At 45.8% G+C, this 26,435-nt stretch carries 18 protein-coding genes and 1 tRNA gene; 3 read left to right on the top strand and 16 right to left on the bottom strand.

Annotated elements, in window-relative coordinates; genetic code table 11:
• Window positions 1–486: 486 nt before the first annotated feature.
• The 11 genes from NDI34_RS22475 to NDI34_RS22425 form a co-directional block, all read right to left on the bottom strand.
• Window positions 487–558 (bottom strand) — tRNA-Val (locus NDI34_RS22475).
• A gap of 88 nt (window positions 559–646) precedes the next feature.
• Entirely contained in the window at window positions 647–3,157 is a 2,511-nt protein-coding gene (recG, locus tag NDI34_RS22470; protein WP_348233884.1) for an ATP-dependent DNA helicase RecG, read from the bottom strand.
• 99 nt (window positions 3,158–3,256) lie between these two features.
• Window positions 3,257–4,186, bottom strand: a complete 930-nt coding sequence (locus NDI34_RS22465; RefSeq protein WP_348233883.1) for a hypothetical protein — start codon at window positions 4,184–4,186, stop codon at window positions 3,257–3,259.
• A gap of 422 nt (window positions 4,187–4,608) precedes the next feature.
• Window positions 4,609–5,781 carry a hybrid sensor histidine kinase/response regulator gene (locus tag NDI34_RS22460; protein ID WP_190438794.1) on the bottom strand — a complete coding sequence of 391 codons (1,173 nt, stop codon included), beginning with the start codon at window positions 5,779–5,781 and terminating at the stop codon, window positions 4,609–4,611.
• Between the two features lie 81 nt (window positions 5,782–5,862).
• Window positions 5,863–6,309 carry a response regulator gene (locus tag NDI34_RS22455; protein ID WP_190412061.1) on the bottom strand — a complete coding sequence of 149 codons (447 nt, stop codon included), beginning with the start codon at window positions 6,307–6,309 and terminating at the stop codon, window positions 5,863–5,865.
• Window positions 6,254–8,560: an ATP-binding protein gene (locus NDI34_RS22450; RefSeq protein ID WP_348233882.1), complete on the bottom strand. Its 2,307-nt coding sequence runs from the start codon at window positions 8,558–8,560 to the stop codon at window positions 6,254–6,256. Before NDI34_RS22450 ends, NDI34_RS22455 begins: the two co-directional genes overlap by 56 nt.
• A 501-nt stretch (window positions 8,561–9,061) precedes the next feature.
• Complete coding sequence (tsf, locus tag NDI34_RS22445; RefSeq protein ID WP_190412059.1) at window positions 9,062–9,721, bottom strand: translation elongation factor Ts; 660 nt, start codon at window positions 9,719–9,721, stop codon at window positions 9,062–9,064.
• A gap of 42 nt (window positions 9,722–9,763) precedes the next feature.
• Window positions 9,764–10,561: a 30S ribosomal protein S2 gene (rpsB, locus tag NDI34_RS22440; RefSeq protein WP_190412058.1), complete on the bottom strand. Its 798-nt coding sequence runs from the start codon at window positions 10,559–10,561 to the stop codon at window positions 9,764–9,766.
• A gap of 149 nt (window positions 10,562–10,710) precedes the next feature.
• Window positions 10,711–11,265 carry a hypothetical protein gene (locus NDI34_RS22435; protein WP_348233881.1) on the bottom strand — a complete coding sequence of 185 codons (555 nt, stop codon included), beginning with the start codon at window positions 11,263–11,265 and terminating at the stop codon, window positions 10,711–10,713.
• The gene (locus tag NDI34_RS22430) at window positions 11,255–12,682 is read right to left on the bottom strand and encodes an AAA family ATPase (RefSeq protein WP_348233880.1); all 1,428 of its coding nucleotides are present in this window, start codon (window positions 12,680–12,682) and stop codon (window positions 11,255–11,257) included. The genes NDI34_RS22435 and NDI34_RS22430 overlap by 11 nt, the downstream gene beginning before the upstream one ends.
• Before the next feature lie 55 nt (window positions 12,683–12,737).
• Window positions 12,738–13,679 (bottom strand): glycosyltransferase family 2 protein, encoded by a 942-nt coding sequence (locus NDI34_RS22425; RefSeq protein WP_348233879.1) that lies wholly within the window; start codon window positions 13,677–13,679, stop codon window positions 12,738–12,740.
• 191 nt (window positions 13,680–13,870) lie between these two features.
• Here NDI34_RS22425 and NDI34_RS22420 point away from each other — a divergent pair, with 191 nt between their 5' ends.
• Entirely contained in the window at window positions 13,871–15,073 is a 1,203-nt protein-coding gene (locus NDI34_RS22420) for an argininosuccinate synthase (RefSeq protein ID WP_190412056.1), read from the top strand.
• 92 nt (window positions 15,074–15,165) lie between these two features.
• Here NDI34_RS22420 and NDI34_RS22415 read toward each other — a convergent pair whose 3' ends face one another.
• Window positions 15,166–15,798: a DedA family protein gene (locus NDI34_RS22415; RefSeq protein WP_190412055.1), complete on the bottom strand. Its 633-nt coding sequence runs from the start codon at window positions 15,796–15,798 to the stop codon at window positions 15,166–15,168.
• A gap of 452 nt (window positions 15,799–16,250) precedes the next feature.
• Between NDI34_RS22415 and NDI34_RS22410 the strand changes: the two genes are divergently transcribed.
• Window positions 16,251–19,604: an EAL domain-containing protein gene (locus NDI34_RS22410; RefSeq protein WP_348233878.1), complete on the top strand. Its 3,354-nt coding sequence runs from the start codon at window positions 16,251–16,253 to the stop codon at window positions 19,602–19,604.
• Window positions 19,605–19,700: 96 nt separating this feature from the next.
• Here NDI34_RS22410 and NDI34_RS22405 read toward each other — a convergent pair whose 3' ends face one another.
• The 3 genes from NDI34_RS22405 to NDI34_RS22395 form a co-directional block, all read right to left on the bottom strand.
• Window positions 19,701–20,144 (bottom strand): response regulator, encoded by a 444-nt coding sequence (locus NDI34_RS22405; protein ID WP_190430075.1) that lies wholly within the window; start codon window positions 20,142–20,144, stop codon window positions 19,701–19,703.
• A gap of 146 nt (window positions 20,145–20,290) precedes the next feature.
• Complete coding sequence (locus NDI34_RS22400; RefSeq protein WP_348233877.1) at window positions 20,291–22,774, bottom strand: ATP-binding protein; 2,484 nt, start codon at window positions 22,772–22,774, stop codon at window positions 20,291–20,293.
• Between the two features lie 604 nt (window positions 22,775–23,378).
• Complete coding sequence (locus NDI34_RS22395; RefSeq protein WP_190438801.1) at window positions 23,379–23,627, bottom strand: Ycf34 family protein; 249 nt, start codon at window positions 23,625–23,627, stop codon at window positions 23,379–23,381.
• 174 nt (window positions 23,628–23,801) lie between these two features.
• On the opposite strand from NDI34_RS22395, the gene NDI34_RS22390 reads away from it, so the two are divergent.
• The gene (locus tag NDI34_RS22390) at window positions 23,802–25,169 is read left to right on the top strand and encodes a CCA tRNA nucleotidyltransferase (RefSeq protein WP_348233876.1); all 1,368 of its coding nucleotides are present in this window, start codon (window positions 23,802–23,804) and stop codon (window positions 25,167–25,169) included.
• Window positions 25,170–25,342: 173 nt separating this feature from the next.
• Here NDI34_RS22390 and NDI34_RS22385 read toward each other — a convergent pair whose 3' ends face one another.
• Window positions 25,343–26,314, bottom strand: a complete 972-nt coding sequence (locus NDI34_RS22385; protein ID WP_190438806.1) for an orange carotenoid protein N-terminal domain-containing protein — start codon at window positions 26,312–26,314, stop codon at window positions 25,343–25,345.
• Window positions 26,315–26,435 lie beyond the last annotated feature (121 nt).

Raw genomic sequence — 26,435 nt, 5'->3', positions numbered from 1 at the left:
TTTCTTGTTCGTATGCTTTGACTACTTTTTCTCGAAAGTCGATGGAGTAAGGTTTCATTCTACCTGTTCATGCACTGACCTCAATGTACTCTATATACCTGCAATCTGCTGTATGTTCGGATCGCTGCTGCTAGGATATTAAAACACTCTCGCTTTCCCAAGCCTCTGCCCACAGTTTTTCAACAAGAGACGCTAGACTTGCCGCGACTTCAAATCGATGATGAGTGTTGTAGTGGTAGGGGCTAGGTTGGCTAGCTTAGCTTGTGCCGATGCTGCTTTGACAACGTTAGGTAGAGAAAAATCGACTCAAGCCTGAAAACCCTTTCGCTATTTGGGATGGGATAGTAGTCAGAATTCTACATCACACTATCTAGATAGATAGTCCTTGCAACAATGATATTCATTTGTCTTGATGACATATAATTCGTCTCAGAGACAACAATCTGTCACTGATGACAAATAATTAGTCATTGTACATTTGTTAAATGGGCGATACTGGATTTGAACCAGTGACCCCTTCCGTGTGAAGGAAGTGCGCTACCACTGTGCTAATCGCCCTTAGGTTTTTAAGTTTATCACAGGCATTCACAGCCAACAACCCTTCTAGAGAAAGGAAGCAGTTATTTGAATCAGCGATCGCGGTCAATCATGTTAAGATTGCCCCGCCCATTAAGCGCTGGTAACGATAATCTAACTCAGCTTTTAATAAGGGCGATCGCTCTAAGTTGGCATCTTGTGCCATCACTTTCTCGGCGGCATCCCGCGCGATATTCAATACTTCCTGATCTTCCACCAAACTCGCCAAGGCAAAATCTGGTACCCCAGACTGGCGAGTTCCTAGCACTTGACCGGGACCGCGCAGCCGCATATCCATCTCTGCAATAAAAAAGCCGTCTTGGGATTGTTCTAATACATTGAGCCGGTAACGAGCATCTGCGGTTTTGGTGCTGCTCATTAGAAGGCAGAAAGATTGAGCAGCACCGCGACCAACGCGCCCCCGCAACTGGTGTAACTGCGATAAGCCAAAGCGTTCGGCATTCTCAATCATCATCACCGTTGCATTCGGCACATCCACGCCCACTTCAATCACCGTGGTGGAAACAATGATTTGAGTCTGATTATCGCGGAACCGGGTAATTGCCTCATCTTTTTCCGCTGAAGTCATGCGTCCGTGCAGTAATCCGACTTGGAACTGAGGGAAAATACTTTCTGAGAGGCGCTGATGCTCCTCCACTGCCGAACGCACATCCAATTTTTCCGATTCTTCAATCAGGGGCAAGACGATATAAGCTTGACGCCCTTGAGCAACTTCGCGGCAGATTAGATCGTAGGCATTGGTGCGTTCTTTGCCCGTGAGTACGGTCGTATGAATTGCTTGCCGACCCGGTGGCATCTCATCAATCTGGCTCACATCCAAATCCCCATGAACTGTCAGCGCCAAGGTGCGGGGAATTGGCGTGGCGGTCATGGTTAATACATGGGGTTGTTCGCCTTTTTGCTGCAACAACGCCCGTTGTTCGACTCCAAAGCGGTGCTGTTCGTCAATTACCACTAACCCCAGCTTATGAAAATTGACTTTCTCTTGAATCAGAGCATGAGTCCCTACTAATAGAGGCAGTTCGCCGGTTTCTAGATGGGCATGAATTTGGCGGCGTTTGGCAGTTTTGGTGGAACCCGTCAGCAGTTCTACGGGTAAGTACAGAAGATTAAACCAACTGACTAACTTGCGATAGTGCTGTTCTGCCAAAACTTCAGTGGGAGCCATTAGCGCCGCTTGGTAGCCGGATTGAATCGCGGCGAGGATAGCAATGACTGCTACGACAGTTTTACCAGAACCGACATCGCCTTGCACCAACCGATTCATCGGGGTGGATGATTGCAAATCGTTGAGGATGTCGTTGAGTACCCGCTGTTGGGCACCTGTTAATCGAAAGGGCAAAACTTGGTGGAATTGTTCAATCAGCTTCCCTCTGGGAGCCAAGATAGCGCTGGATTGCTTTTGACGTTGGGCTTGGCGACGGAGGAGGAAACCCAGCTGAAGGTAGAAAAACTCATCGAAGACTAAACGGCGACGGGCGGCTTCCTTGGCAGCGCTGTCGGCGGGAAAATGGATGTTTGCGATCGCATCCGACAACTTCATCAATCCATACCCATCGCGTAAAACAGTGGGTAAAGGATCTTTCAGATGGGCGGCGGCGGGGAGAGCAGCAATGACCGCCTGTCTCACCATATCTGCCGCCACGCCCTCTGTTAAGGGATACACTGGCACGACTCGACCAATGGTGTGGGAGTCAATCGGGTCTCCAGGGTTTGCCAAAACTTCCAGTTGTGGATCGTCCAAAGTCAGACCATATTGACTTTTTTTCACCAAGCCAGAAGCCGCCACGACTGCGCCTTGGGGATATCGATTTTTTATCCCTTCTTGCCAGCCGCGATTGCTGTAGCGAGAACCGGCAAAAAAGCGGCTGAGGCTGATTTGACCCGTGCGATCTTTCAGCACCACCTGCATTATGGTTAATTTCTTGTTTTTTGGGCTACTAAAGCAGGTACAGCGCTTCACCGTTCCTATCAGTGTCACCGTTTCACCCGATTCCAGCTCAGAGATATTCACCTGACGCGCATAGTCAATGTGGTCGCGGGGGTAATAAAAGAGGATATCCCGCACCGTATGCAGATCCAGCTTGGCTAAATACCCGCCTTTTCTAACTCCCACATCTGGCAAACTGGTCAGCGGTTGGTCAAGAGAAATCGCTGCGTTGGACTGGACGAGGGGCGTGGTGCGCGGGGCTTGAGTATCGGGGGATGGGGGCGATTTAATTGTCTCTACTTGCTGCTGATTGTCTTCATTTCGCTGATGCGATCGCGATCGCGCTTGCCTCTCCATGACTTGTTGCATCTGATGGAGAAATCGGCGCGTTTCCAAGACCAAGTGTTGTCGCTGGGAGAGGGTGAGGTTCGGGTAACGGGCAAACTGAGACGCCATCTCTTGCCACCGATGTCGCTCTATCAGCGGCAAAAAAGATGGGGTTTTTCCGAACTCCAGACTTAAGAATTCACTGAAACGATATTGTTTCCCCATTAAGTCTGTAAAGCCCCGCTCTGCCTCGACTGAAAGGGCTTTCTGCAATCGCAGCCAATCCGGTGATTCTATTTGCATCTTCTCTCCCCTTTTTTGTTAATTGCTAGTAGCGAATGGCTGATTACCCGCCAATAGCCGTCCTCACCCGGATATTGTCAATCCTTACGACGATTCCCATTATTCTTCAAACCAACAGGCACGCCAAGCCGCTGCTGCCGCAGCCACAGTGCGCTCTCGTTGCTTCTTCTGAAATTCTCGGCGCAGGGTGCTAAGCCGTGAGCTGAGGTTCCGAATCTGATTGCGCCCTGCCATTACCGTTGAATCAGCAAATTCAATCTCAGATAACCGCAGATGGATGGCGATAATCGGTATTAAAGGAGAGTTTTGTAAAGTCGGGAGATTTGACGTTTCTACCGGCTCATTTTCTATTTGAACCACAAATTTTAAAAGATTGGGGCGTCCCACCACAGGCTCACCAGATGGCTCCGCTCTAACAGCAGCTTCCAGAACAGCTTCCGGAAAGTTTTTTGGTAATATCCCCACTTCCTGTAGTAGACGATTGCTTTGGCAAGAAAGAGCGAGCAAGGTTTCGCTCATGGTGTTTTCCACCGCTTCCTGCCATCGAGCCAAATCCTCTGGATTGTTTGTCGGGACGTTAGAAAAGGTAAAGCGACTGGTTGAGCGATCGCGATCGCTATTGAGACTTGGGGTGTCGAGAGTTTCTTGTGGTGCTAGCATCTCGATGGCTAAGTCATCAGTCGGGGTAGGGAAATCCTCTTCTTGAGAGGGTTCTTGGGATAGTCCCCCGCGCGATGTTTCCGCGGGACGGCTTCTTTCAAGGTTTCGCAGTTGGGGTTGAGCAAGCCTTGCCTGTTGCTGAAGGTTCTGTTGCAATTGTTGTCGTTCTCTAAGAGACAGACTCAGAAACGCTTCCGGATAGACTTGGGTGCAAAGATAATAACTCGCCACGATCAACTGCTGCCGCATGGCTTGTCCTAAGGCAGTCAGATAATCGTTGTAGGTATCGTGGAATTCTATAGCGATCGCTTTGATTGCTTCTTCCAGCGCTGCCATATCCCGCTCAATTTCCTCTACTCTTCTCGCCATTGCTGCTTACATCTGTCAATCGGGACGGTACGGGCGTACAGATGTACTTCCCTACTTTAGAATACCGATTCCTCGTCATTCGGTCATTCGGTTATTCGTCTATCGGTCAGGAGCAACAGACGAATCCCTATTGACTAACGACTCATAATAACGCGATGTAGAACTAACTTTGAGATCGACCCTAAACCACTTCCCTGGTATCAAAGAGCATCTAATTGCCCCTGTCCTTGCCGTCGATCCCCTACTCCCCTATAACCTTTGAAATGCTTACTAAAGAGCTTTAAAGCGATTGCCTTTGTGATAATTTATTCGTGAAACGGCGTGCATATAGATAGGCAGTAGTGTCAGGGCGTGGCAAAAAAGCTACCGATTCTCCATTTCCCTCCCTGTCGGTTCGCTGAAATTCACCGATTTAGCCGCTTCTATTCTGATAACGCTGCTTCTCCAATCAACGGCAGCGTCACCGTAAAACTCGTGCCGACTCCGACTTCACTCATCATTGAAATCTCGCCCCCATGTGCCTCCACACACTTTTTGACCATCGCTAACCCCAACCCAGTGCCAGGAATTGTGCCGACGTTTCTAGCACGATTGAAAGGATGAAACAGCCGAGGTTGATCTTCTTTGGGAATGCCAATTCCTTGATCTTGAATCTGAAAGATGACTGTTTTCTCGTGGCTTCTTAGTTCAAAACGCACTGTGCCGCCTTCCGGTGAATACTTAATCGCGTTAGCGAGTAAATTATCTAAAATATGCCGCAGTAGGGTTTCATCCCATAACGCCTCTCCCAAGTCCTCTTGACAAGTGAAAATAAGTTGATATTTGTCAAGTGTAAAGAGTTGCAACTCTTCGACCAATTTGTGACAGAATGATTTCAAATCAAGGGGAATCAGTTGGCACTGAAGTTGCCCTGAATCAGCTTTCCCGATAAACGTAATTTCATCTAATAGCTGAGCCAAATTTTTAATTGCTGAACGAATCAGTTTGAGATGAGTATTTTTTTTCTCATCGCTCAGTTTTTGATCGTAGTCTTGGAGCAATCCAGCAGAAAGGAGAATCCTATTCAGGGGATTGCGGAAATCGTGAGAAAGCATGGAAACAAATTCAGATTTAGACTGATTGATTTCTTTGGCTTTCACTAGCTCAGCCGTTCGTTCCTGAACTCGGATTTCTAACGCCTCATTAACTGTTCGTAATGTTTCCGAAACCTGCTTTCGCTCAATTGCATAGCACAAAGAGCGCACTAGCACCTCTACATTAACTTGGCGCTTAACCAGATAATCTTGTGCCCCCTGTCGGACTGCTTCTATCGCTAATTCATCGTCATTCGTATTTGTCAGCACAACAATCGGTAAGCCAGAAGCGTGGCTGTTTAGGGGAGCTAGAGAACACAAACCTTCACTGTCAGGTAGGGTCAGATCCAACAAAATTACATCAAAGCAATCTTCATTGAGTCGATTGAGCGCTTCCCTCAATCGTTTGACATGCACCAGACTAAACTGTTTGAACTTGGCTTGTTTCAGAAGCTCTTGCAGGAATCTGGCTTCTGCCAAGTTATCCTCAATCAACAAGATTTTTATTGAGCTTCCAGGCATAATTTTCTGGGATCTCCCCTCCCCTCCTGTTCCCGCTCGGCAACTGCTTGCATTTTAACAAGATACGAAAATTTCTTGTCATCATTCCGATGGCAGGGTAACAGTTTCCAGCCAAAACTCTTCAATTCCTTTAACAATTTTAAAGAGCTGGCTGAGGTTGCGGGATTTGGTGATGTAGCAATTTACGTGCAAGTCATAGCTGTGGAAAATATCATCTTCATTTTTAGAAGTTGTCAGCACTACTACTGGGATGCGTTTCAGCTTGGGGTCGGCTTTAATTTCCGCCAAGACTTCTCGACCATCCTTCTTCGGCAAGTTCAAATCCAGCAAAATCAGGTCAGGGCGAGGTGCATCAGCATACTCGCCCTCTTGGCGCAAGAAAGCCATCGCATCCACACCATCTCTGACTGTCACGACTTGGTGTGGAAGCGAGCTATTTTTTAAGGCTTCTTGGATTAAGCGGATATCGGCTTTATTGTCCTCGACTAAAAAGATTGTTTTGTGGTTTTCTTCCGTTTCTACGCTCACGATCGCGTCCCCCTACTGGAATCGTAAAGTAGAATGTTGCACCCTGACCTAATTGGGACTCGACCCAGATGCGCCCTCGGTGACACTCAACAATCTTTTTGCAAATGGCTAAACCCATTCCTGTACCTTGATACTCATCCCGCGTATGCAGACGCTGAAAGATAACAAAAATGCGATCGCTAAACTGCGGATCGATGCCAATCCCGTTATCCCGTACTGAGAATAGCCACGCATCCTCTAGTCGAGAAGCTCCTACATGGATTTCTGGCGGTTGCTCGCTGCGGAACTTGATAGCATTGCCAATCAGGTTCTGGAACAGTTGCATCAACTGGGTGCTATCTGCCATAACCGTCGGCAAGGGATCGTGAGCGATCGCAGCTCCCGTTTCCGAGATGCGTCCTCGCAAATTAGCCAAGGCGCGGTCTAAAGCCGTGTCCACCCCTGTCATTTCAAACTCGATAGCCTGCATATCCACCTTAGAGTATGCCAGCACGTCATCAATTAGCGTCTGCATTAAGCTGACTCCCTCAACAGTGAAGCCAATGAATTCCTTCGCGTCTTCGTCGAGTTGCTCTAGATAGCGCATCTCCAAAAGTTGTACGTAGTTCGCTACCTGATTGAGTGGCTCTTGCAAGTCATGGGAGGCGACGTAAGCAAACTTTTTCAGCTCAGCATTGGAACGTTCTAAATCTTGAGCTAATTGGGCAAGTTCATCAGCTTGGCGCAGCACAATGTTAATAATTGCCTTTCTGAGTTCAAGTGCGGCTTTAATTTCTACCTGTTTCCAGGGTAAAGACGTTAAGCGAACCGTTTCTTTCCACAGCTCAAATGATTTGCGAGGACACAGACGAATATTTCCCTCTGACTGGTTTACTTCAAACGCCTTATTCGGATCGCCACCCCAATTCACGGTTTGAATCACTTCCGGTCGAAACCAAAAAACATAGTTATTCTTAGAAATCGGAATCGCTAATAAGCCACTGGCAACGTTTTTGAAACTTTCTGCATCTGGATAAATCTGAGGTAAGGAATCGCTATAGAAGACTTCTTCCTCGACGTTATTCTTTAGCCATTGGACTAAAAAGTTGAGTTCTTCTTCTGTGGGAGTCTCACCAACCATCGTGCAATCCCCGCCAAAGCACACGGCAGCACCTTTAGCGTTAGCAAGCTCCAGCAGATTCGGTTGGTGTTTAACTAAACCATCAATAAAGTTTTCTTCTTGAGACATATATTCAACCAAGGCTGATTGGATATATGCCAGCTTCATGCGATAGCCGTAATCTTCAGTTTCTTCTCTGGTTGATATTTCTGAAAAGATGACGCGCCCCAAGAATTCGCAAGCTTTCCGCAGCTCATAAGAAACATACTTTGGGGACTGATGATGGCAAGCAATCAGTCCCCAAAGTTTTTGATCTTTCATCAAAGAAATTGTCAGAGAAGCACCCACACCCATATTGTGCAAGTACTGGATATGACAAGGAGACGCGCTTCTAAGAATAGAGTTCGTTAAATCAAGCGGACGCTGATTAACTGGATTAAGAATCGGAAAAAGTTCAGCAGATTGAGAAGTGGCATCCGGGATTAACCTGATCCAATTCGAGGTAAATAACTTTCTAGCTGGTTTAGGAATATCTGATTCTGGGAAGTGGAGACCTAAGTAAGGCTCCATACTTTCTAGTTTTTCTTCAGCGAGGACAGATCCATGCCCATCGTCATCAAACTTATATAGCATCACCCTGTCAAATCCGGTGACTTTTCGCACCTCTTTCACAATAATCTGACAAAAATCACCCAGAGTTGATGTTTTTTCTAACTGGTTGATCGAGGCTCTGGCTAGATGATAAAAGCTTAAGAAGGGGATATTTTCTTGGGAAATCGCAGGTTCTAATTCCAAAATTAAAAATCCATCTGCATTCCGGTGGAAAATGCCATCAAAGACTAAATACTCATCGCCTTTTCTTCTAGCCCAAATCTTGATAGGGTTGATAAAATCAAGATTTTCTTCTAATAGTCCTGCTTTAATTCTGTCTACTTGGAATGGGTCGAGAACTTCTTCTAATTTCTTTTGCAGCATATTTTCGGGGGAGATTCCGAAAACTGTGGATATATTGCTGCTAACTTGTAATATTGTTAACTCAGGTTCTGCGAGAACGAAAATTATTCCGTGAGGCTGAACTTTACTAGCATTATGAATGGGTGCTTCTTTCAAGCTAGTTATATTAATCCCTGGCACTTGTAAATTGATTTCCATTACGATCCTTCCTTTTTTCTGGAACTATCAGAAGTAGATTATCTATAGGATTGAATACCCTAAAAGGATTTCCCGCACCAGCTAAATGTCCCTTTCGTAGCGCTGTATTACTGGCAAATAGTCAGCTCGATCCTGAACTCCAAGATACAATTCTTGTCTATTTAGGGGCTAAAAAATTTCGTTACTTTTCTAGTGAGTTTGCACTCCTCAACGGTGTTTCGCAGTGTCCCCTTAATCTGCTCGCGCTCAAAAGTCTAGCACAAGGATCGAGGCAACACTCCTAAGGAGGATGTTAAGAATTCCACCAAAACAAAAAGTTTTTCTGCTTTTAGTGTTTCTGTCTTTATAAAGGGTTTCCAAGGTGTTAATTTGTTGAGATATATAGAATGGGGATATCGTGCCTACAAGCGCTGAAAATCTCCTGAAAATAAAGATAAAAAAAGACAGGTTTCCATCATGGAAACCTGTCCTTCCTAGCGATTCAGCCAGAAAACTTGCTGATTAATTGCCGCCCATTTGAGCTGCAACTTCCTCAGCAAAATTGCTTTCTTTCTTTTCCAGTCCTTCACCGAGAATAAATCGGACGAAGCGACGGACTTGGATGTTTTCACCTAGCGTCGCAATATTTTGCTTGATCAACTCTTCCACCGTGATACTTTGGTCACGAATGTAGGGCTGATCGACCAAGCTCAACTCTTGCAGGCGTTTGTCAATTCGACCCTGAACAATCTTTTCTTTGATGTTCTGTGGCTTGTTGCCTAGGTCATCCCGCCCCATTTCGATTTCTTTTTCCTTCTCAACGATTTGAGCGGGAATGTCGCCAACCTTCACGTATTCAACGTTGGGGCAAGCTGCAATCTGCATGGCTATGTTCCGCACCAGAGTTTGGAAGGCTTCGTTGCGGGCGACAAAGTCTGTCTCGCAGTTCACTTCCACCAGGACGCCGACTCGACCTCCGGTATGGATGTAGCTGCCGACCAGTCCTTCTGAGGCTTGGCGATCGCCTTTTTTCCCAGCGCTAACCATTCCCTTTTGACGCAGCCATTCAATGGCTTTGTCCATATCGCCATCGGTTTCTTTTAGCGCTTTTTTGCAGTCCATCATGCCGACACCAGTTTTTTGGCGCAGCTCGTTCACGAGTTTTGCAGATATTTCCGCCATTTCCTCAGTTCCTAACTAAGAATTGATGTTTCTAACGCTGAATTATCCCTCGGTTTCTTCTTCCTCTTCATCAGGAACCGAGTCGATTTCCTCGTATTCGATATCGTCTTCAGCGCCTTCGTAATCTTCGTAATCCTCTTCTGCTTCTGCGTCTAGCTGACCGTGACGACCTTCATAGATAGCGTCTGCCAACTTACCCACTATTAGCTTAATGGAGCGGATGGCATCATCATTGGCTGGAACAGGAATATCTACTACATCCGGGTCGCAGTTTGTATCCAGCAGCGCAACGATGGGAATTCCCAGTTTCTGGCATTCTTGAACTGCATTATATTCCCGACGCTGATCCACGATCACGACGATGTCGGGAACTTTCCGCATTTGCTTAATACCGCCGAGGTATTTCTGCAATTTGGTCATTTCCCGGCGCAGCATCGAAGCTTCTTTCTTGGGCAGTAAGTCGAGGACTCCGGTTTCTTCCCGGCGTTCCAAATCTTTTAGGCGCTCTACCCGTGTTTTAATGGTCGTCCAGTTGGTGAGCATTCCCCCCAACCAACGTTGGTTGATGTAGTAAGAACCACAACGAGCGGCTTCTTGAGCCACAATTCCTGCGGCTTGACGCTTGGTACCGATGAAGAGAACCTTCTTGCCCTGTTCTGCGGCGGTTCGCATATAGGTGTAGGCATCTTCCATCAGCTGGGCAGTCTGAACCAAGTCGATGATGTGGACGCCATTGCGGGAAGTATAGATGTATGGAGCCATTTTCGGGTTCCACCGGCGGGTCTGGTGCCCAAAGTGAACACCCGACTCCATCATCTGAGCCAAAGAAACAACTGACATATTTATTTTCCTTTCGGGTTAATCCTCCATCCAGGCGTATTTCCAGCGGAAACACCCGAAACCCTGAATGTGCGGAATGTGCGAATTTAGACAACTCTTCCAGTTTATCACGTTTATTAAAACTTTATATGGAAATTGGAGAAGTGAAGTTAGTGATCGCACAAAGTTGCCAGTAGACGATCGCTCTCTGGTTCAGCACCATTTTCTAGCCACTCAATTGGTTTCTCTTCTTCTGTTTTATCTGGGTTTACCCAAACAATATCTTTAAGTTCATCAACTTGAACAGATGCCCTGCTAAAAAAACATCTCGCCGTATTATCATCCAAAGATATTACGATTTTATCTGTAGCAATTGCAGCTTCAATCAAATGCAAATCCTTAATCATTTCTCCACGTTGTTTATCGGTAGGAGCAAAAGTTTCTACTTTTTCCCATAACTCATTATTGATTGGGATATCTAAATATTCAAACTTTTTTCTTGCGACCATTTGGGCACGCCATTTCCGAGCAAAACCTGATTGATGCTTATCCCACTCATTTCTGATATCTGGTGTCATCACAACTTTGTGACAGATATTCAAAACAGCTAGCAAAAAATCACGACAGTTTACTGAGGTTGGACAAGTGGCTTCTTCTCTACCAGATGAACGTGCAACAGAAGCATCAATTACCAACCGCTTAGAAACCACCTTTTTAGCTGCCATGCGAACGCTTCCATAACCGAGCCTCAGCAGCATTTAAATAGCGATTTTCTAGTTGTAAAGACACATCACCAAAATCTTCAGGCCAATCTCCAAAAGCTCCAGCATCATCCAGATCGGTACTGCTGACTTTTGTCATACCATCTTCTCCCCGTATAAACCAGTGAAGCTTCACCAAGTCTGGCGATAGATTTCCCTCTGCAACTAATGATTGAACTGCCAAAAGTAGCAAAGCGCTATGAGTTTCTAGCACTACTCTCACACCACGTTTTGCCGCATCAGCTAATACTTCTGCCAAAGCAGCTTGGGCACGTGGATGAAGGTGAATTTCTGGCTGTTCAAGGTAAACTAATCGTCCTGGTTCTGCTACAAGTAAGGCAACTAAAACAGGCAAAACCTGAGATATACCAAAACCAACATCAGCAATACTCACCATGTTTCTTGCCCCACCTCTAGCACTTCGAGGTAAGCGGCCTACACGTAATTCAACCTGTGTATCATTAACCTGCCTTGCATCAACTTTCCAGGTTAGTCCAAGTGTTTCAAGAGCCTTCCCCAAGTCTCTAAGCCGGTCATCTTTATTTTTCTGCCAGTGATTAACTACACTAGCAACGTAATCTTCAAAAGTTCCAGGAAATTCATTGCCAACACCTGTGGTTTTATAGGTGCGCTCTGGATTTCCTCTCAGCCCAGGAACATGAATCAATTTACGAATATGGGACTCAAACAAACTCGTATGTGAACTACTATCGTATAAAGTAAAAGTAGCAGGAATGGGAAGAGACTGCTCTTCTACTTGAACTGCCATTACAGAGTTGCAAATGAGTTTCAGGAAGCAACGCTCACGAATAATCATCCATTCAAGCTTTTCAACTATTTCTCCCTTCCCTTCCTTAAAAATTCTTCCGAACTCCCTATTCCTAGCTTCATAAAGTTTATTAAGAAGTAATATAATAGATTGGCGATTTATTTCAGGCGAAAAAGTTAAGCTTACTCCATTTTCTTGGCAAGTTGTTTCCAGTATTTTAATTCCTTTTTTACGTTGTCTGCTGAAAACATTGCTAATAGCTTTATTGTTTTCTATTTCTAAGTTAATCCTTAAATTTGTTTGGCTTTTACCTGAGAATTTAGAGAACAGCTGTTCTGACAATGTAAATCTAACATTAGGTCCATTGAGTAAAATATCTCCTGGATCGTAGGTAGCTTCCAGTGTTTGTTTCATAAGTAACAAAGGCTGCATAATGCTAGATTTGCCTGAGCTGTTTGCACCTGCAAGAATTGTTAACGGGCGAACTTCAATGCTGCACTCTTCGTAGAGAGATTTATAACCACTTATTGAAATTCTAGTGATTCCCTCTACAGACTCTTTTTTATGAATTTTAGAGAAGATGGATTGGCTCATAATATCAAATGCTTTCATGTTTAGAGGACACCGTAGTGTCCTGCGCTCGTGTAGACAAAAGTTTGTTTACTCTCTAGGCTTTTTGCCTAGCTTCAGCGTAGGCTGCATAAACACCTTGAACGTTATACCAATTGAGGAAAATTCGGGCAATTTCTAAGGCTAATTGGGGCTTACCTTGATTAATTAGCCATTGCAAAAAGGGTGCCATTGTGCGCTCGTTGAGTCTGCCACCGAGGGAAAGAAGACCCCAGAGGATGCGGTGAAGTAGGGTCATTTGAATCATCATTTTGACATCCCAAGTCGGGTGCTTTTGGTAAAATAAAACGCCCATGCGTCCCCGTTGAATTTCTCTATCAATCATGGGGGGAATTTGTTCTAAGGCAAAGGGGGGATGCCAGTGATAGCCGACTGCGGCTGGACATTTAATCAGTTTTAAACCCAGCTGTTTGAGCCTGATGCCGAGTTCTAAATCTTCCCATCCGTAAAGTTGAAAGCGGGTGTCAAATAATCCAGCTTTTTCGAGCCATTTACGAGCGATCGCTACATTCCCCGTAGCAAAGTAAGCAGCGGAAAAATCCGTGATTTTGTAGGGTTCGGAGGTGGGATTCTCGAAGTTATTGGTATTGATCACCCAACCGTAAGTAAAGAGGCGATCGCTTCCCAGGTTCTTTTCTTCCTCAACTAAGGCGTCGGCGTGTGCTTGGAGAAAATGCTCGGTAACGACTAAATCGCTATCAATAAAGATAATCGTGTCACCCTGAGCCTGTTCTACTCCCAGATTACGGGCGGCGGCTGGCCCTTGATGGTCTTGCAAGAGCGATCGCACGTGAGGAAATTCAGCGGCGTGTTGGGATAACCACTCCAACGTGCCATCCGTCGAACCATCATCCACCAGCACCACTTCATAGCCGCTGACGACGCTACCAGCACTCAACTGCTGGCGTTCCATCGCTCTGAGGCATTTTTCTAGAATCGGCTTGCGGTTATAAGTTGGAATGACAACGCTAAAAAACACGATTTCCCCCGGATTACAACACTTTTAGTATCTCTCAAAGAACTGTAAGCCAATGAACAGAAAGCATTTTCATCTATCCCTTGGTGCCCCAGATGACTATGGCTGTAGATTAATCTGTGCTATTCCTGACAAGACTTGGCATAGATTAGTTGCATAATAAGAACTCGTTGTTTTGCGGAAGTGAGAGATCAATGGGTCGTGCTACCAAAGTTGTGCTGGCATATTCAGGGGGAGTCGATACCTCCGTCTGCATCCCATACCTGAAGGAGGAATGGGGAGTTGAAGAGGTAATTACCCTGGCGGCGGATTTGGGACAGGGAGACGAACTAGAGCCAGTCCGGGAAAAAGCGCTAAAATCGGGTGCTAGCGAATCGCTGGTTGCCGATGCTACAGAAAGTTTTGTCAAAGATTATGCGTTTCCAGCGATTCAAGCGAACGCTCTCTATGAAAATCGCTATCCCCTCCAGACTGCTTTGGCACGTCCGCTGATTGCCAAACTTTTAGTCGAAGCGGCTGAAAAATACGGTGCGGATGCGGTGGCGCACGGATGCACGGGGAAGGGCAATGACCAAGTTCGGTTTGATGTATCGATTGCAGCGCTGAACCCAGATTTGAAGGTGTTGGCACCAGCGCGGGAATGGGGGATGAGCCGAGAGGAAACCATCGCTTATGGTGAGCGTTATGGGATTCCTTCGCCCGTGAAAAAGAAATCTCCCTACAGTATCGATCGCAATTTATTTGGTCGCAGCATTGAAGCGGGACCCCTAGAAGATCCTTGGACGGAACCGCTAGAAGAAATCTATGCGATGACCAAAGCGATCGCTGACACGCCCAATGAGCCAGAATACGTTGAAATTGGCTTTGAAAAAGGCATCCCGATCTCCCTCAACGGTGAAGCTTTGCCGCCTGTCGCGCTAATTACGAAACTCAACGAAATTGCCGGAAATCACGGTGTCGGGCGGATCGATATGATCGAAAACCGCCTAGTGGGTATCAAATCGCGGGAAATCTATGAAGCCCCGGCTTTAATGGTTTTAATTCATGCCCACCGCGACTTAGAAAGTCTCACCTTAACCGCAGATGTGACCCACTACAAGCGCGGTATCGAAGAAACTTATACTCAGCTAGTTTATAACGGTCTTTGGTATAGTCCGCTCAAAGCCGCCCTGGATGCCTTCATTCAACAAACACAGGAGCGGGTATCGGGAACGGTGCGAGTTAAACTTTTTAAGGGCAACTCGATGACTGTGGGGCGTAAATCTGAGAAGTCCCTTTACAGCCCAACGTTAGCAACTTATGGGGCTGAAGACCAGTTTGACCATAAAGCTGCTGAAGGATTTATCTACGTTTGGGGATTACCGACTCGCGTTTGGTCGCAAAAAGCGAGAGGTTAGTTTGAAAGTTTTGAGTTTTGAGTTTTGAGTTTTGAGTGAGAAAACACATTCTTTTCATTCAAAACTTAATCGCTCATCACTCAAAACTTTTTCTAATCTCCCTCGATTGAACGCTTGGCTTCGCGGGACTCTAGCCACAGAGGAACGGCAATCCAGGCAATCAACAGGAATAATGCGATTAAACCAAATTGAGCAACCCACACAACTAATTGTTCCAGGGGTACCAGTCGCCCTGCGAAAAAGGACAACGTGACCATTACCGATGCCCAAGCAGTCGCCCCAGCTATGTTATAAGCCATAAACTTGAGGAAGGGCATTTGGGCAATTCCAGCGAGAGGACTGGCGACAATTCGCAGCACAGCCAGGAAACGACCGAGAAACACTGTTTTTCCGGCGTTCTCGCTCACTTGTTGCTTGAGTTGTAAGAGTTTTTCTTCGCGGATGCGGAAAAATCCCCCAACTTTCACCAGCAGGGGCCAGCCGCCTTTTCTGCCAATCCAGTAACCGCAAGTACCACCGACAACTGCACCAGCGATCGCACTCCCTAGCACGAACCAGTAACTCAGTTCCTTACTTCCCGCCAAGAAACCCCCGGCGAGCGTGATTGTTTCACCAGGGATGGGAATGCCAAGATTTTCCAGCAAAATCCCCAAAAAAACTGCCCAGTAACCGTAGTGGTGGGCAATTTCTTTGATATTTTCTACAGATACAAACTCTAAAGACATTTATCTGGGTCTTTACATAGATTCATACTTCTATCATAGTGGCTCGATCCGCTCAGGGTGTCAATCAGGGCGGGAAATCTTGAGATTGTTATCGAGACGGCTACGGGCGAGGATTTTGCCCCTAGCACTCAAGGGCGATCGCACTCCTCTTCATCGGCAAATAGGCAGCCCAATATCTTTCTTGAGGAAATAAGGATTAAACAGGCGAGTTTACGTCTTTTTCGATTTGCTGCTTCGCCTTAAAAAAACATTTTCAGCAGGTATACCGACGGACAGATGCCAAATTTTAATTTTATTCTTATTAAGACTGTTAAAAAGTAATGCTCGTCAGGACTCAAACCAAAAACCAGTTGTGAGTGAATTTGCAACTGTGGCTGAGTGAGGACTTCTCTAGCTTTACCCTTGAGGAGAGGAACTCTAAGATAGAGGTATTTTGTTTCTAATATTATTTTATGTCTAAAGACTCAATAAAAGTGCTTTTAATTGAGGATGACGAGGATGACTATATTCTGACGCGCGATCTCCTCTCAGAAATTGAGCGAGAAAAGTTTGATCTCGAATGGGTAGATAGTTATGATGCTGCTTTAGAAAAGATTCAGATGCATCAACATGATGTCTATTTAGTGGACTATCGTCTTGGCGCACACAACGGCTTGGAATTGTTACAAGAAGCCATTTCAACTAATTGTAAAGCGCCGATCATCTTGCTGACCGGGCAAGGAGATCGGGAAGTAGACTTTGCAGCAATGAAAGCGGGAGCTGCCGATTACTTAGTTAAGGGGAAGATGGACGCGCCGCTATTAGAGCGGGCGATCCGCTACTCGATCGAGCGAGTCAAAACGTTAGAGGCGCTGCGGGAGAGTGAATCGCGGCTAGAGAATATTCTTGGTTCGCTCGATGACAGCGTATGGTCGGTTTCAGCCATCACTAGGGAGCCGATTTACATCAGTCCGGCGGCGGCGGAAATTTATGGTCGTCCAGTCTCCCAGTTTTTCGAGCGCCCGAACCTCTGGCTGGAGGTGATTCACCCAGAGGATCGAGAACGAATAGAAGCTATGACGCAAGCGTTACTCCAAGTCGGTGCAGCAGACGAAGAGTATCGTATTTTCCGACCGGACGGGGAAGAGCGTTGGATTCGCAATCGCGCTCATCTAGGGCGTGACGCGAATGGGAATGTCATCCGAATCGATGGTTTGGCTGCCGATATTACCAAACGCAAGCAGGCAGAAGAAGCCTTGCGGTCAGCTATGCGCGAAAACAGCCAGCTAGCGGCGGCGATCGCTAACCTGACAACTGGAGTTACAATCACCGATCCAACTTTACCTGACAATCCAATTATCTTTGTCAATCCTGCTTTTACTGCCATCACCGGCTACTCGGCGACGGAAGTGATGGGTTCTAATTGCCGCTTTCTACAAGGGAAAGATACTGATTTCACTGTTGTGAAAGTGATGCGAGAAGCGATCGCATCAAAGCAACCGATTATGTGTGTAGTCCTGAACTACTGCAAAGATGGGACACCGTTCTGGAATGAACTCACCATCAACCCAGTTTTTGATAACGAAGGGAAACTCATCAACTTCATCGGGTTGCAGAACGACATCACGGTTCGCAAGCAAACCGAAGAGGCAATTGAACGACTGCGCCACCAAAACGAACTAATTCTCAACTCAGCGGGTGAAGGAATTTATGGTTTGGATATTCATGGAAACGCCACCTTTGTTAATCCAGCTGCTGCGAGAATGCTGGGATGGGAAGTTGAAGAACTCATTGGCAAACCCTTGCATTTTATTTGCCACCATTCAAAAGCCGATGGCGCTCCTTATCCGCGAGAAGCGTGTCCAATTTATGCAGCCTTTAAGGATGGCACAGTTCAACAAATAGAAGAAGAAGTCTTTTGGCGAAAAGACGGTACGAGCTTTCCCGTTGAATACATCAGCACCCCCATTCGAGAAAATGGTCAGTTGGTGGGTGCAGTCGTTACCTTCCAAGATATTACCGAGCGCGTAGGGGCAGCTACCAAGGCCGCCCAGACCCAGGAGGCTTTGCGTGAGAGTCAAGAACGTTATGAACTCGCCGTTTCTGGTGCTAACGACGGACTTTGGGACTGGAATTTAAAAACAAACGAAATTTATTTTTCTCCCCGCTGGAAATCCATGCTGGGCTGCGAGGAGAGCGAAATTATCAATACGCCTGATGCCTGGTTTGAGCGAGTGCATCCTGAGGATATCGAGCAGTTGAAAGGGCAGATTTCTTTACATCTGGAAGGGCTGACCCCCCATTTTGAGAACGAACATCGCATACTACACAAAGACGGAACATACCGTTGGATGCTAATCCGGGGGATGGCTGTACGAGACACAAATGGTAAAGCCTCTCGCATGGCTGGCTCTCAAACTGACATCACCGAGCGCAAGCAAGTTGAGAAACAACTCCTCCATGATGCTTTTCATGACGTGTTGACAGGCTTGCCAAACCGAGCCTTGTTTAGGGATCGGTTGGGACAGGCAATTGAACGGTCAAAACGAACCAGTGACTATTTCTTCGCCGTCCTTTTTCTAGATATTGATCGCTTCAAGGTGATTAATGACAGCTTGGGACACATGATTGGCGATCAATTGCTGGTAGCGATCGCGCAGCGGTTGAAAGCTTGCCTGCGGGGTGGAGATACAGTTGCACGGTTAGGTGGAGATGAGTTCACCATCCTGCTCGACGATGTCAAAAATATCAATAACGCCACTGACATTGCCGAGCGCATCCACTTAGAACTTATGCATCCTTTCAGCCTTAACGAGCAAGAGGTATTCACGACAGCAAGCATCGGCATTGCCATCGGGGGCGGTTCGCAAAGCGCCCCAGCAATCGGATATGACTGTCCGGAAAATCTCCTGCGCGATGCTGACACCGCAATGTATCGTGCCAAATCAATGGGGAGAGCGCGTCACGAAGTCTTTGATACCACCATGCATACTCGCGCGGTGGCACTCTTGCAACTGGAAAACGACTTGCGGCGTGCGATCGAGCGGGATGAATTTCAGCTTCACTATCAACCCATTGTGTCATTGACAACTGGCAGGCTTGACGGGTTCGAGGCGCTTGTACGCTGGCAGCATCCGGAGCGCGGTTTAATCTCTCCAGCGGAATTTATTCCCATTGCCGAAGAAACAGGTTTAATTGTTCCCATTGGGCTGTGGGTACTCTACAATGCATGTTACCAAATGTATGATTGGCAGCAATTTTATCCAGAATTACTATTAACAATCAGTGTTAATCTTTCCAGCAAACAGTTTTTACAACCAGATTTAGTCAAGCAAATCGCTCAAATTTTGCGGGAGACTCGCCTGGATGCGCGAAGTTTGAAGTTAGAAATTACTGAAAGTGCAGTTATGGAAAACGCAGAATCGGCAATCAAAATGCTTTTCCAACTAAAAGCTTTAGGCGTGCATCTGCATATTGATGACTTCGGCACTGGCTATTCATCCTTAAGCTATCTGCATCGGTTTCCCATCGATCAGTTAAAGATTGATCGTTCTTTTATTAGTAGAATTGGGGCGAAAGACGACAGTTTAGAAATTGTCCGTGCTATCGTGACCCTGGCTCATACTTTAGAGTTAAATGTGACAGCAGAAGGGGTGGAAACAGCCGAGCAACTCTCCCAACTGAGAGAAATGGAATGCGAATATGGGCAAGGATATTTTTTCGCTAAACCCTTAACTCAAGAGTCAGCAAAAGAATTAATTGTTACAACACAGCAGCTTACCACCGATTTTAATTATTTTGCCTCAATCTTTGCAAAACCTCAATAATCTTATGTGCGCTGAGTAGATGACTGAAATTTAGTATTGCTTAATGTTAGGTTTTGCCAAGGCGAAACCTAACTAGGAATTCTGCAAAACTATATTTTATAGTGTTGAGTTTTCCGCTTCATTTTCCTTTAGTGGCAATTCAACAATCTCAAACCAGTATTTTCCCAAAGCTTTCATCACAGAAACTAGAGATTCAAATGTGACTGGCTTAGCAATGTACGAGTTTGCGCCTAAACCGTAAGAACGATAGATGTCTTCCTCAGCCTTTGATGTAGTCAGCACGACGACTGGAATAGGTCGCAGTTCGGGATCGGCTTTAATCTCCTGGAGAGCCTCCCGCCCATCCTTTTTAGGCATATTCAGATCCAGCAGAATTAAACCTGGACGGGGCGATTTTCTTAACTGAGTATACTTACCCCGATGGTAAAGATAATCCATCAGATCCTCACCATCTACAACAAAGTGTAGATCGTTAGCGAGTCGGCATTCTTCTAATGCATCCTTTGCTAGCAGCCGATCGTCTTCATCATCGTCAGCCATCAAGATGGTAATTAATTTTCCAGCTTTATTCACAGCGTTTTACTCACACCAAATTCCAGTACTTTCGCATAATTTGCAGTCGCGAAAAAAGGCTTGCTTTCTGAGATTGACCAGCAAAAATCTAAAATTTAAAATTCCAAAATCTATCACCTAGATTGCTTAATAGGTAGCGTGACAATGAATGTCGCCCCCTCCCCTAATATGCTTTTTGCTGTGATAGTACCACCATGACGCTCGACTATTTTACGGCAGATCGCTAAACCAACTCCCGTTCCTTCATACTCGTTACGACCGTGTAGGCGTTGGAAAACTGTGAAGATCCGATCCAGATACTTTTCGTCAAAACCAATGCCATTATCTTCGACCATAATTTGACACATGGGACGAGCTGGTAAGTCTTGTGTCCAAAGCTGCTCGTCCCTCTCTAGTAATTGACTCCAAATCTTGACGACGGGTGCTTCTTCCTGACGCCGAAACTTCAGCGCATTGCTAATCAAATTCTGTAATAATTGCCGCATCTGCGACGGATCAGCATCAATCGTTAGCAGCTCGCCAATTTCTACTTGTGCGCCTACCTTCTGGATATGCACCTCCAAATCAGACAAGACCTCTTGTAGCACGTTGGTGATATTGACACGAGTAAAAGGCTGAGCTTTGCTTGTTACCCGCGAGAAGGCTAGGAGGTCATTAATAAGAGTTTGCATCCGTTGCGCCGCTTTTTGCATCCGCTCCAGGTAGTCCTTCCCCTCATTAGTTAGGCATTCCCCGTATTTGAGTTTGAGGCGATCGCCAAAGGCTTGAATTTTCCGCAATGGTTCCTGCAAGTCGTGGGAAGCGACGAAGGCAAAGTCTTGCAATTCCCGGTTGCTTTGTTCCAATTTGAAGGTATAAGCTTTTAATTTTTCCTCTGTTCGCTGTCGTTCGGCAATTTCAGCTTCGAGTTCTGTATTAATGATTAATAATTTTTGAGTACGTTCTTGCACCCGTTCTTCGAGCATTTCATTGGTGCTTTTAATTTCCCAAAACTTTTGATTAAGGGTCGCAGCCATTGACTTGAAGTTGCGAACTAGAGCGTCCAGTTCTGTCACCGAACTATTAGGCCAATCGATTAATTCTTGCTCTGAAAGTTTATGAGGCAGATTTGTCGTTACTTGCGCTAGTTTTGAGAGGGGGCTAACTAAGCTGCGGCTTAGAAGGGTTGCAAAGATGAGCGCGATCGCTGAAATTAGCATCAAAATCGCTAAACTATTGGTATGAACGCGCTCTATATGGCGGACGTCTGGTGTCGCAGACAATTCTGCAATGAGAGTCCAAGGAAGTTGGCTATCAATCGGAGTCTCTTGCACAAAGAACGAATTGTTCCAACGCACCATGACAAGCCGACTGCCACTTATCGGTAGCCACTGATAAGTCATCGGCGCAATTGGACGAATTTCACCATCCTTACGACGATCAAATGTTTGCATTGCTACTCGCTCAGACAGAGTACTAGCAATTACAGATTTTCTGCGATCGACGAGAGTAATTTGCAGTCCCCGCTCGTCAATATTTGATTTTAGGAGTTCGTCAATACCGTTCAAATCAAGTTCTGCAATGACTAAACCACGGAAGCGATTATCTCTTAGCACGGGTACGCTGAGAATTACCTTTTGTCCGTTCACTACATCCGATAGAGTAGGTTGCAGAGTATTATTTATTTCCTTAAAGTAGGGTTTAACAGCAAGATTCAATCCAATAGTGGACTCTCCCGCTTCATTCTGTCGTGGTGAAGATGTAATTGCTTTACCTTCGGCATTGACTACATAAATCTCATGGAAATCTGGAAATGTCCGTCTAGCAAATTCTATACTTGACTGCAATGCATCCAATTTGGTAGGCTCATCAGCAGCAATCTGAGCAAATTCTTGAACTGCCTTTAGATGTTGCTGATGCCAAGAACGCATTTCAACAACTAAATCTATAGAAGCCGCCTTGAGTTCTGCATTAGCTGTTGTCTTGATGTTATCAATTACGCGGCGGCTGTCTAAAACCATAAGAATTAGAGGAGGAAAGAAGACAAAAGCTACTAACAAATTGAAAACAGTTTGTTGCAAAGAAAGCGTGCTAACTGCTTGAGGACGACATAGCCATTTATGAATCGGTAAATGAGTCAGCATCAAGCTAGCAATTAAAGCATTGAAAATCCCGTTTACAGGCTGCTTTAACAAGATAATCAACGCTTGTGTAGTATCTACGTGCAAGATAATGGCATAAAATAGCCAAATGAGAGGCATCCCGATGAACAGCCAGAAAATTCCGTCTAGCAGCACGATATTCTGACGTAGACGATGAAACAATAAACTAACAAAGAATGCTTCAGCGGTAAAGGTAATTACCGTGTAGGGATGATGCCAAATAAAATAGGTACAAATGCCAGCAATGAAGCCTGCAAAAGTACCCCAACCTGTACCGTACAAAAATACTATAATCCAAACGGCAATGCTGCCAAATAGGAAATCTATATCGAAAAATAATGACCAACGGAAATAATTACCTAAATATCCGGCGACGATTAAAATACTTAGTCCAAAAGCGGTTTTGTTTCGGGCGTAAAACGGTGTTATTTTTGGGAGATAAGGACTTAAATTCATAACTACGGCTTGGTTTTCTTGATTGATGTTGAGCCAGAGAAATTCTGTTAGAGCCAGTCGCTTTACTCACAAACTGGACTTCTTATTACCTCCCCTTTTTTGAGTGTAGTGGTAAGTGAGGGCGGGGATATAGGTAAGATGATATGTATCTTCGCAAAAATAAAAAGGCATAAAAACTATTAAAGATTCCTAATTATCATGGCTAATATTTCATAAATTAATTCAGATTAATATGCTAATTATTAAGAAATGTGGTTTAGAGCGATCGCTTACCTAATCCCTACTACCATCTCCACCCGTTTCTCACCAGTTCTCTTTATTTTTGCCTACTTGCTAAGGGATCATTGCTGCAAGAAGATAAAAAAGCATTAGTTTATTAATTACTGCAATAACTCTAAAACAGCTCAGATTCTTAGCCAATTGTTACGCGGGTCGTCTGTATTTGAGCAATTATTGACAAGTCAACGATTTCTCTGAGTAAGTTCGACTCTATGCAGTCGCCTGAATTGCCTAAATGCAACAAAACGGCTACTGAGGCAAGCAGTAGCCGTCGCGTTAAAGTTTGTAAAACAGCGTAGCTTAACGCAATCTGACTTAGATATTTTCAGGTTGGCACTAACTCGCCGGGACGCAACCGCGCCCATTTGCCGGTTTCCCGCTTAAAGCTGAGACAACCCACAACATCCCATTCCATCTCAATCATTTCCCCCTCAGTGCGGATATTGACATTGATGGTGGGTTCAGTGGCTTCAAAATCGGGGTCTTCAGTTAGATGAGGCACCTGATGCTGCATTTCTACCGCATGATAGGTGGTGCAGCGGTCTACGTATTGGCAGTTAACACAAATACACATAGGACAGCCTCCAGAGGCTTTTCTGTTAATCTAGCTCAGTCAACACGTCTATTAATTACCTATTGGGTTGATTTTTATTGCAATGTGTCTTTGAGGCGAATAAATTCACAGACACACAAACGCTTGTTCCTGTGCGTGGACTCGGAAAATTATCTAAATGGGGTAAGTATACAGATGCACTTAAACACAGACACCTCTACCCTATCGCCAAAAACTTGGCCTTTTAGCCTGGAATTGCTCCCGGAACCCGCTTATATGGTGGGGGGTGCTGTGCGAGATGCTTTGCTGGGACGCCGCCGCGAGTACCGGGATCTAGATTTTGTCTTACTGGCGGATGCGGTAAAAACAGCGCGGAAGATTGCCAGTCGCTACAAAGCGGGGTTTGTGTTGTTAGATGCCCAGCGACAGATTGCCAGAGTCGTATTTGAGCAAGCAACCGTTGATATTGCACAAGCCGAAGGGTCAAATTTAGAAATCGATTTGCAGCGGCGCGACTATACAATGAATGCGATCGCATACAATCCCTACACTGGCGAACTCATCGACCCCCTGAATGGCTATGCAGATTTGCAACAGGGCATCATTCGGATGGTTTCCCCCAAAAATCTGCAAGATGACCCTTTACGGCTATTAAGAGCGTACCGCCAAGCCGCCCAACTCAGTTTTACGATTGAGACGGATACCCAAGCAGCAATTCGACAACTTGCACCTTTACTGGGGCAAGTATCGGCAGAACGAGTGCAAGCAGAGTTTGCCTATCTCCTTAACACTTCTGAAGGCACTCCTTGGATAATTACTGCCGTTGAGGATGGTTTACTTCAAACTTGGTTTCCCAGTGCCTCAAGCCCCCAACCGTTCCCGAACCCTCCCCTGCAAACGGAGGGAACAATCGCGAGGTTAATAACTCCACCTCTTAGCCCCCTCCCCGTTGACGGGGAGGGGGTTTGGGGGAGAGGTTCCGAAAATGTCTCTACAATCTTGCCAGCAGTTGAAAGTTCCGCTGTAATGCTCGGAGAAACATGGCATGAGTTAGCAATCTTTTTATCTAGCTTGGTAAGCGATACTTTAAAAACTTCTTGGTTGGGAATTGCAAAACTGGCGACATTGTTATCACCCGTGCCAGAAGCTGCTGAAACCCAATTATTGAATTTAAAATACAGTCGCGCTGAAATTCGCGCCATGACCACTGCACTCAAATTATTGCCGCAGTTGCAATCATCTCAGATGTCTTTAGGAGAGCAGTATTTGTTCTTTCGGGAGGCTGGACAGGTTTTTCCCGCCATCGTCGTTCTGGCTGTAGCTACTGGGATATCTGTCGCAGAATTGACACCCCTCATCAACCGCTATCTGACTCCTGACGACCCTGTTGCTCATCCCGCGCCCCTCGTCAACGGCAAAGATTTGATCCAAACTTTCAATCTCCCATCTGGGCCACAAGTTGGTAAATTTCTCACCGCGATTGGAATCGCACGCGCTGAAGGTAAAATCTCTACCCCCGCAGAAGCCATAAAATTAGTTTCGCAACTACTGGAAGAGCCGTAAAACTTTTACAATACTTTTTGAGAATTATTTGGGCGTTATGAGTGGTTTGGTGAAAAATTGATGTCTTGCAGACTCAAGCAAAAATGTAGGGTGCTAGGATCAGCACCCTACATTTCTTGTTGCTAAGGCGATTATTTGTGCCTTATCTTATCTCAGCAACTGTACCTAACGTCCTACTGACGAGTTAGGTTTAGGAGTTCTTTCGGGGATGCCAGTAAGTCAACCGCCACGAAGAAAATTTTGCCTTGAGGATCTAGTAAGAACCGCCACGCAATGTTCATGCCAACGCTGGCACCGAACCAAGGAGTTTCTACTTTCCCTGTGACTTTATGCTGGGTATAGCCATCTTCTATGCGCTCAGAGACGCCTTTCTGTGGCATCATCTTGAGTCCCTGACATTCTTCGCGCATATATGCAGAAATCGCTGCACGACCGACAATTGGCTTCTGGAAGGGCGGTTGCAATGCTCCCTTTTCCGCAAATAGAGACACAGCCGCCTCAAAGTCAAATGCGTTCATGTTTTGAATATAGTTCAGCACTGTAGGCTCACTGATGCCATCAATACTGATCTTCGGACGGGAAGCTAGGGCGGTGGGTGCTATATAGGGATCTTCGGGTTTTGCGTAATCGTTGAGAGCCGGATCAAATCCCATGTTGATGACGGTATTCCGCAAAACTGTGATTTGCTGACCCGGATCGAGTTTCTTGATGGTTTCCAGCACTGCTGCGGCTTCCGGGGTCATTTGATATCCCGTTGGGATGGGAGCGACAATACCCTGTGCCATCAACTCTCCTAACTCATACCAAAAACCCAACTTGGTATTGACGCTGAAAGAAGAATAGGAACGGCTGATGGGAGTGTCAGCACGGTTAGCAAGATCCTCCATCACTTTCGTTTGGGCGGCAGCTGGCATCTGCTTAATTTGGGCTAGTAAACCTTCCGCTAGTATCATGCGGGCGGCTCCTGTGGCGGCGCGAGTAATTGAAACACCCATTTCGGTGTAGGCAAACCAGAGTAATGCCAGTTGATCGTCAACGCTGAGCTTATCGAAAGCTTCCGTGGTAGCTGGAACCGCATTAGCAATCTGAGTTCCAGGGAAAATGCCCTGTGCGGACTCAATCGTATAAGTCGTGGATGAAGTCATGGATGCATTAGACTTCTTGCGTGAATAGCGAGAGTGTGAGTAAAAGTAGGTTAAGGGGGAAAGCCAGTATGACCTACGAACAACTCAAACAACTCAAACCAAGCGCCTTTAAACGTAGATG

Origin of the sequence: Trichocoleus sp. DQ-U1 (assembly GCF_039961925.1) — a bacterium.
Taxonomy (GTDB): domain Bacteria; phylum Cyanobacteriota; class Cyanobacteriia; order Cyanobacteriales; family FACHB-T130; genus FACHB-T130.
The sequence above is the reverse complement of the archived record's forward strand: the minus strand, read 5'-3'. Positions and strand labels throughout refer to the sequence as shown.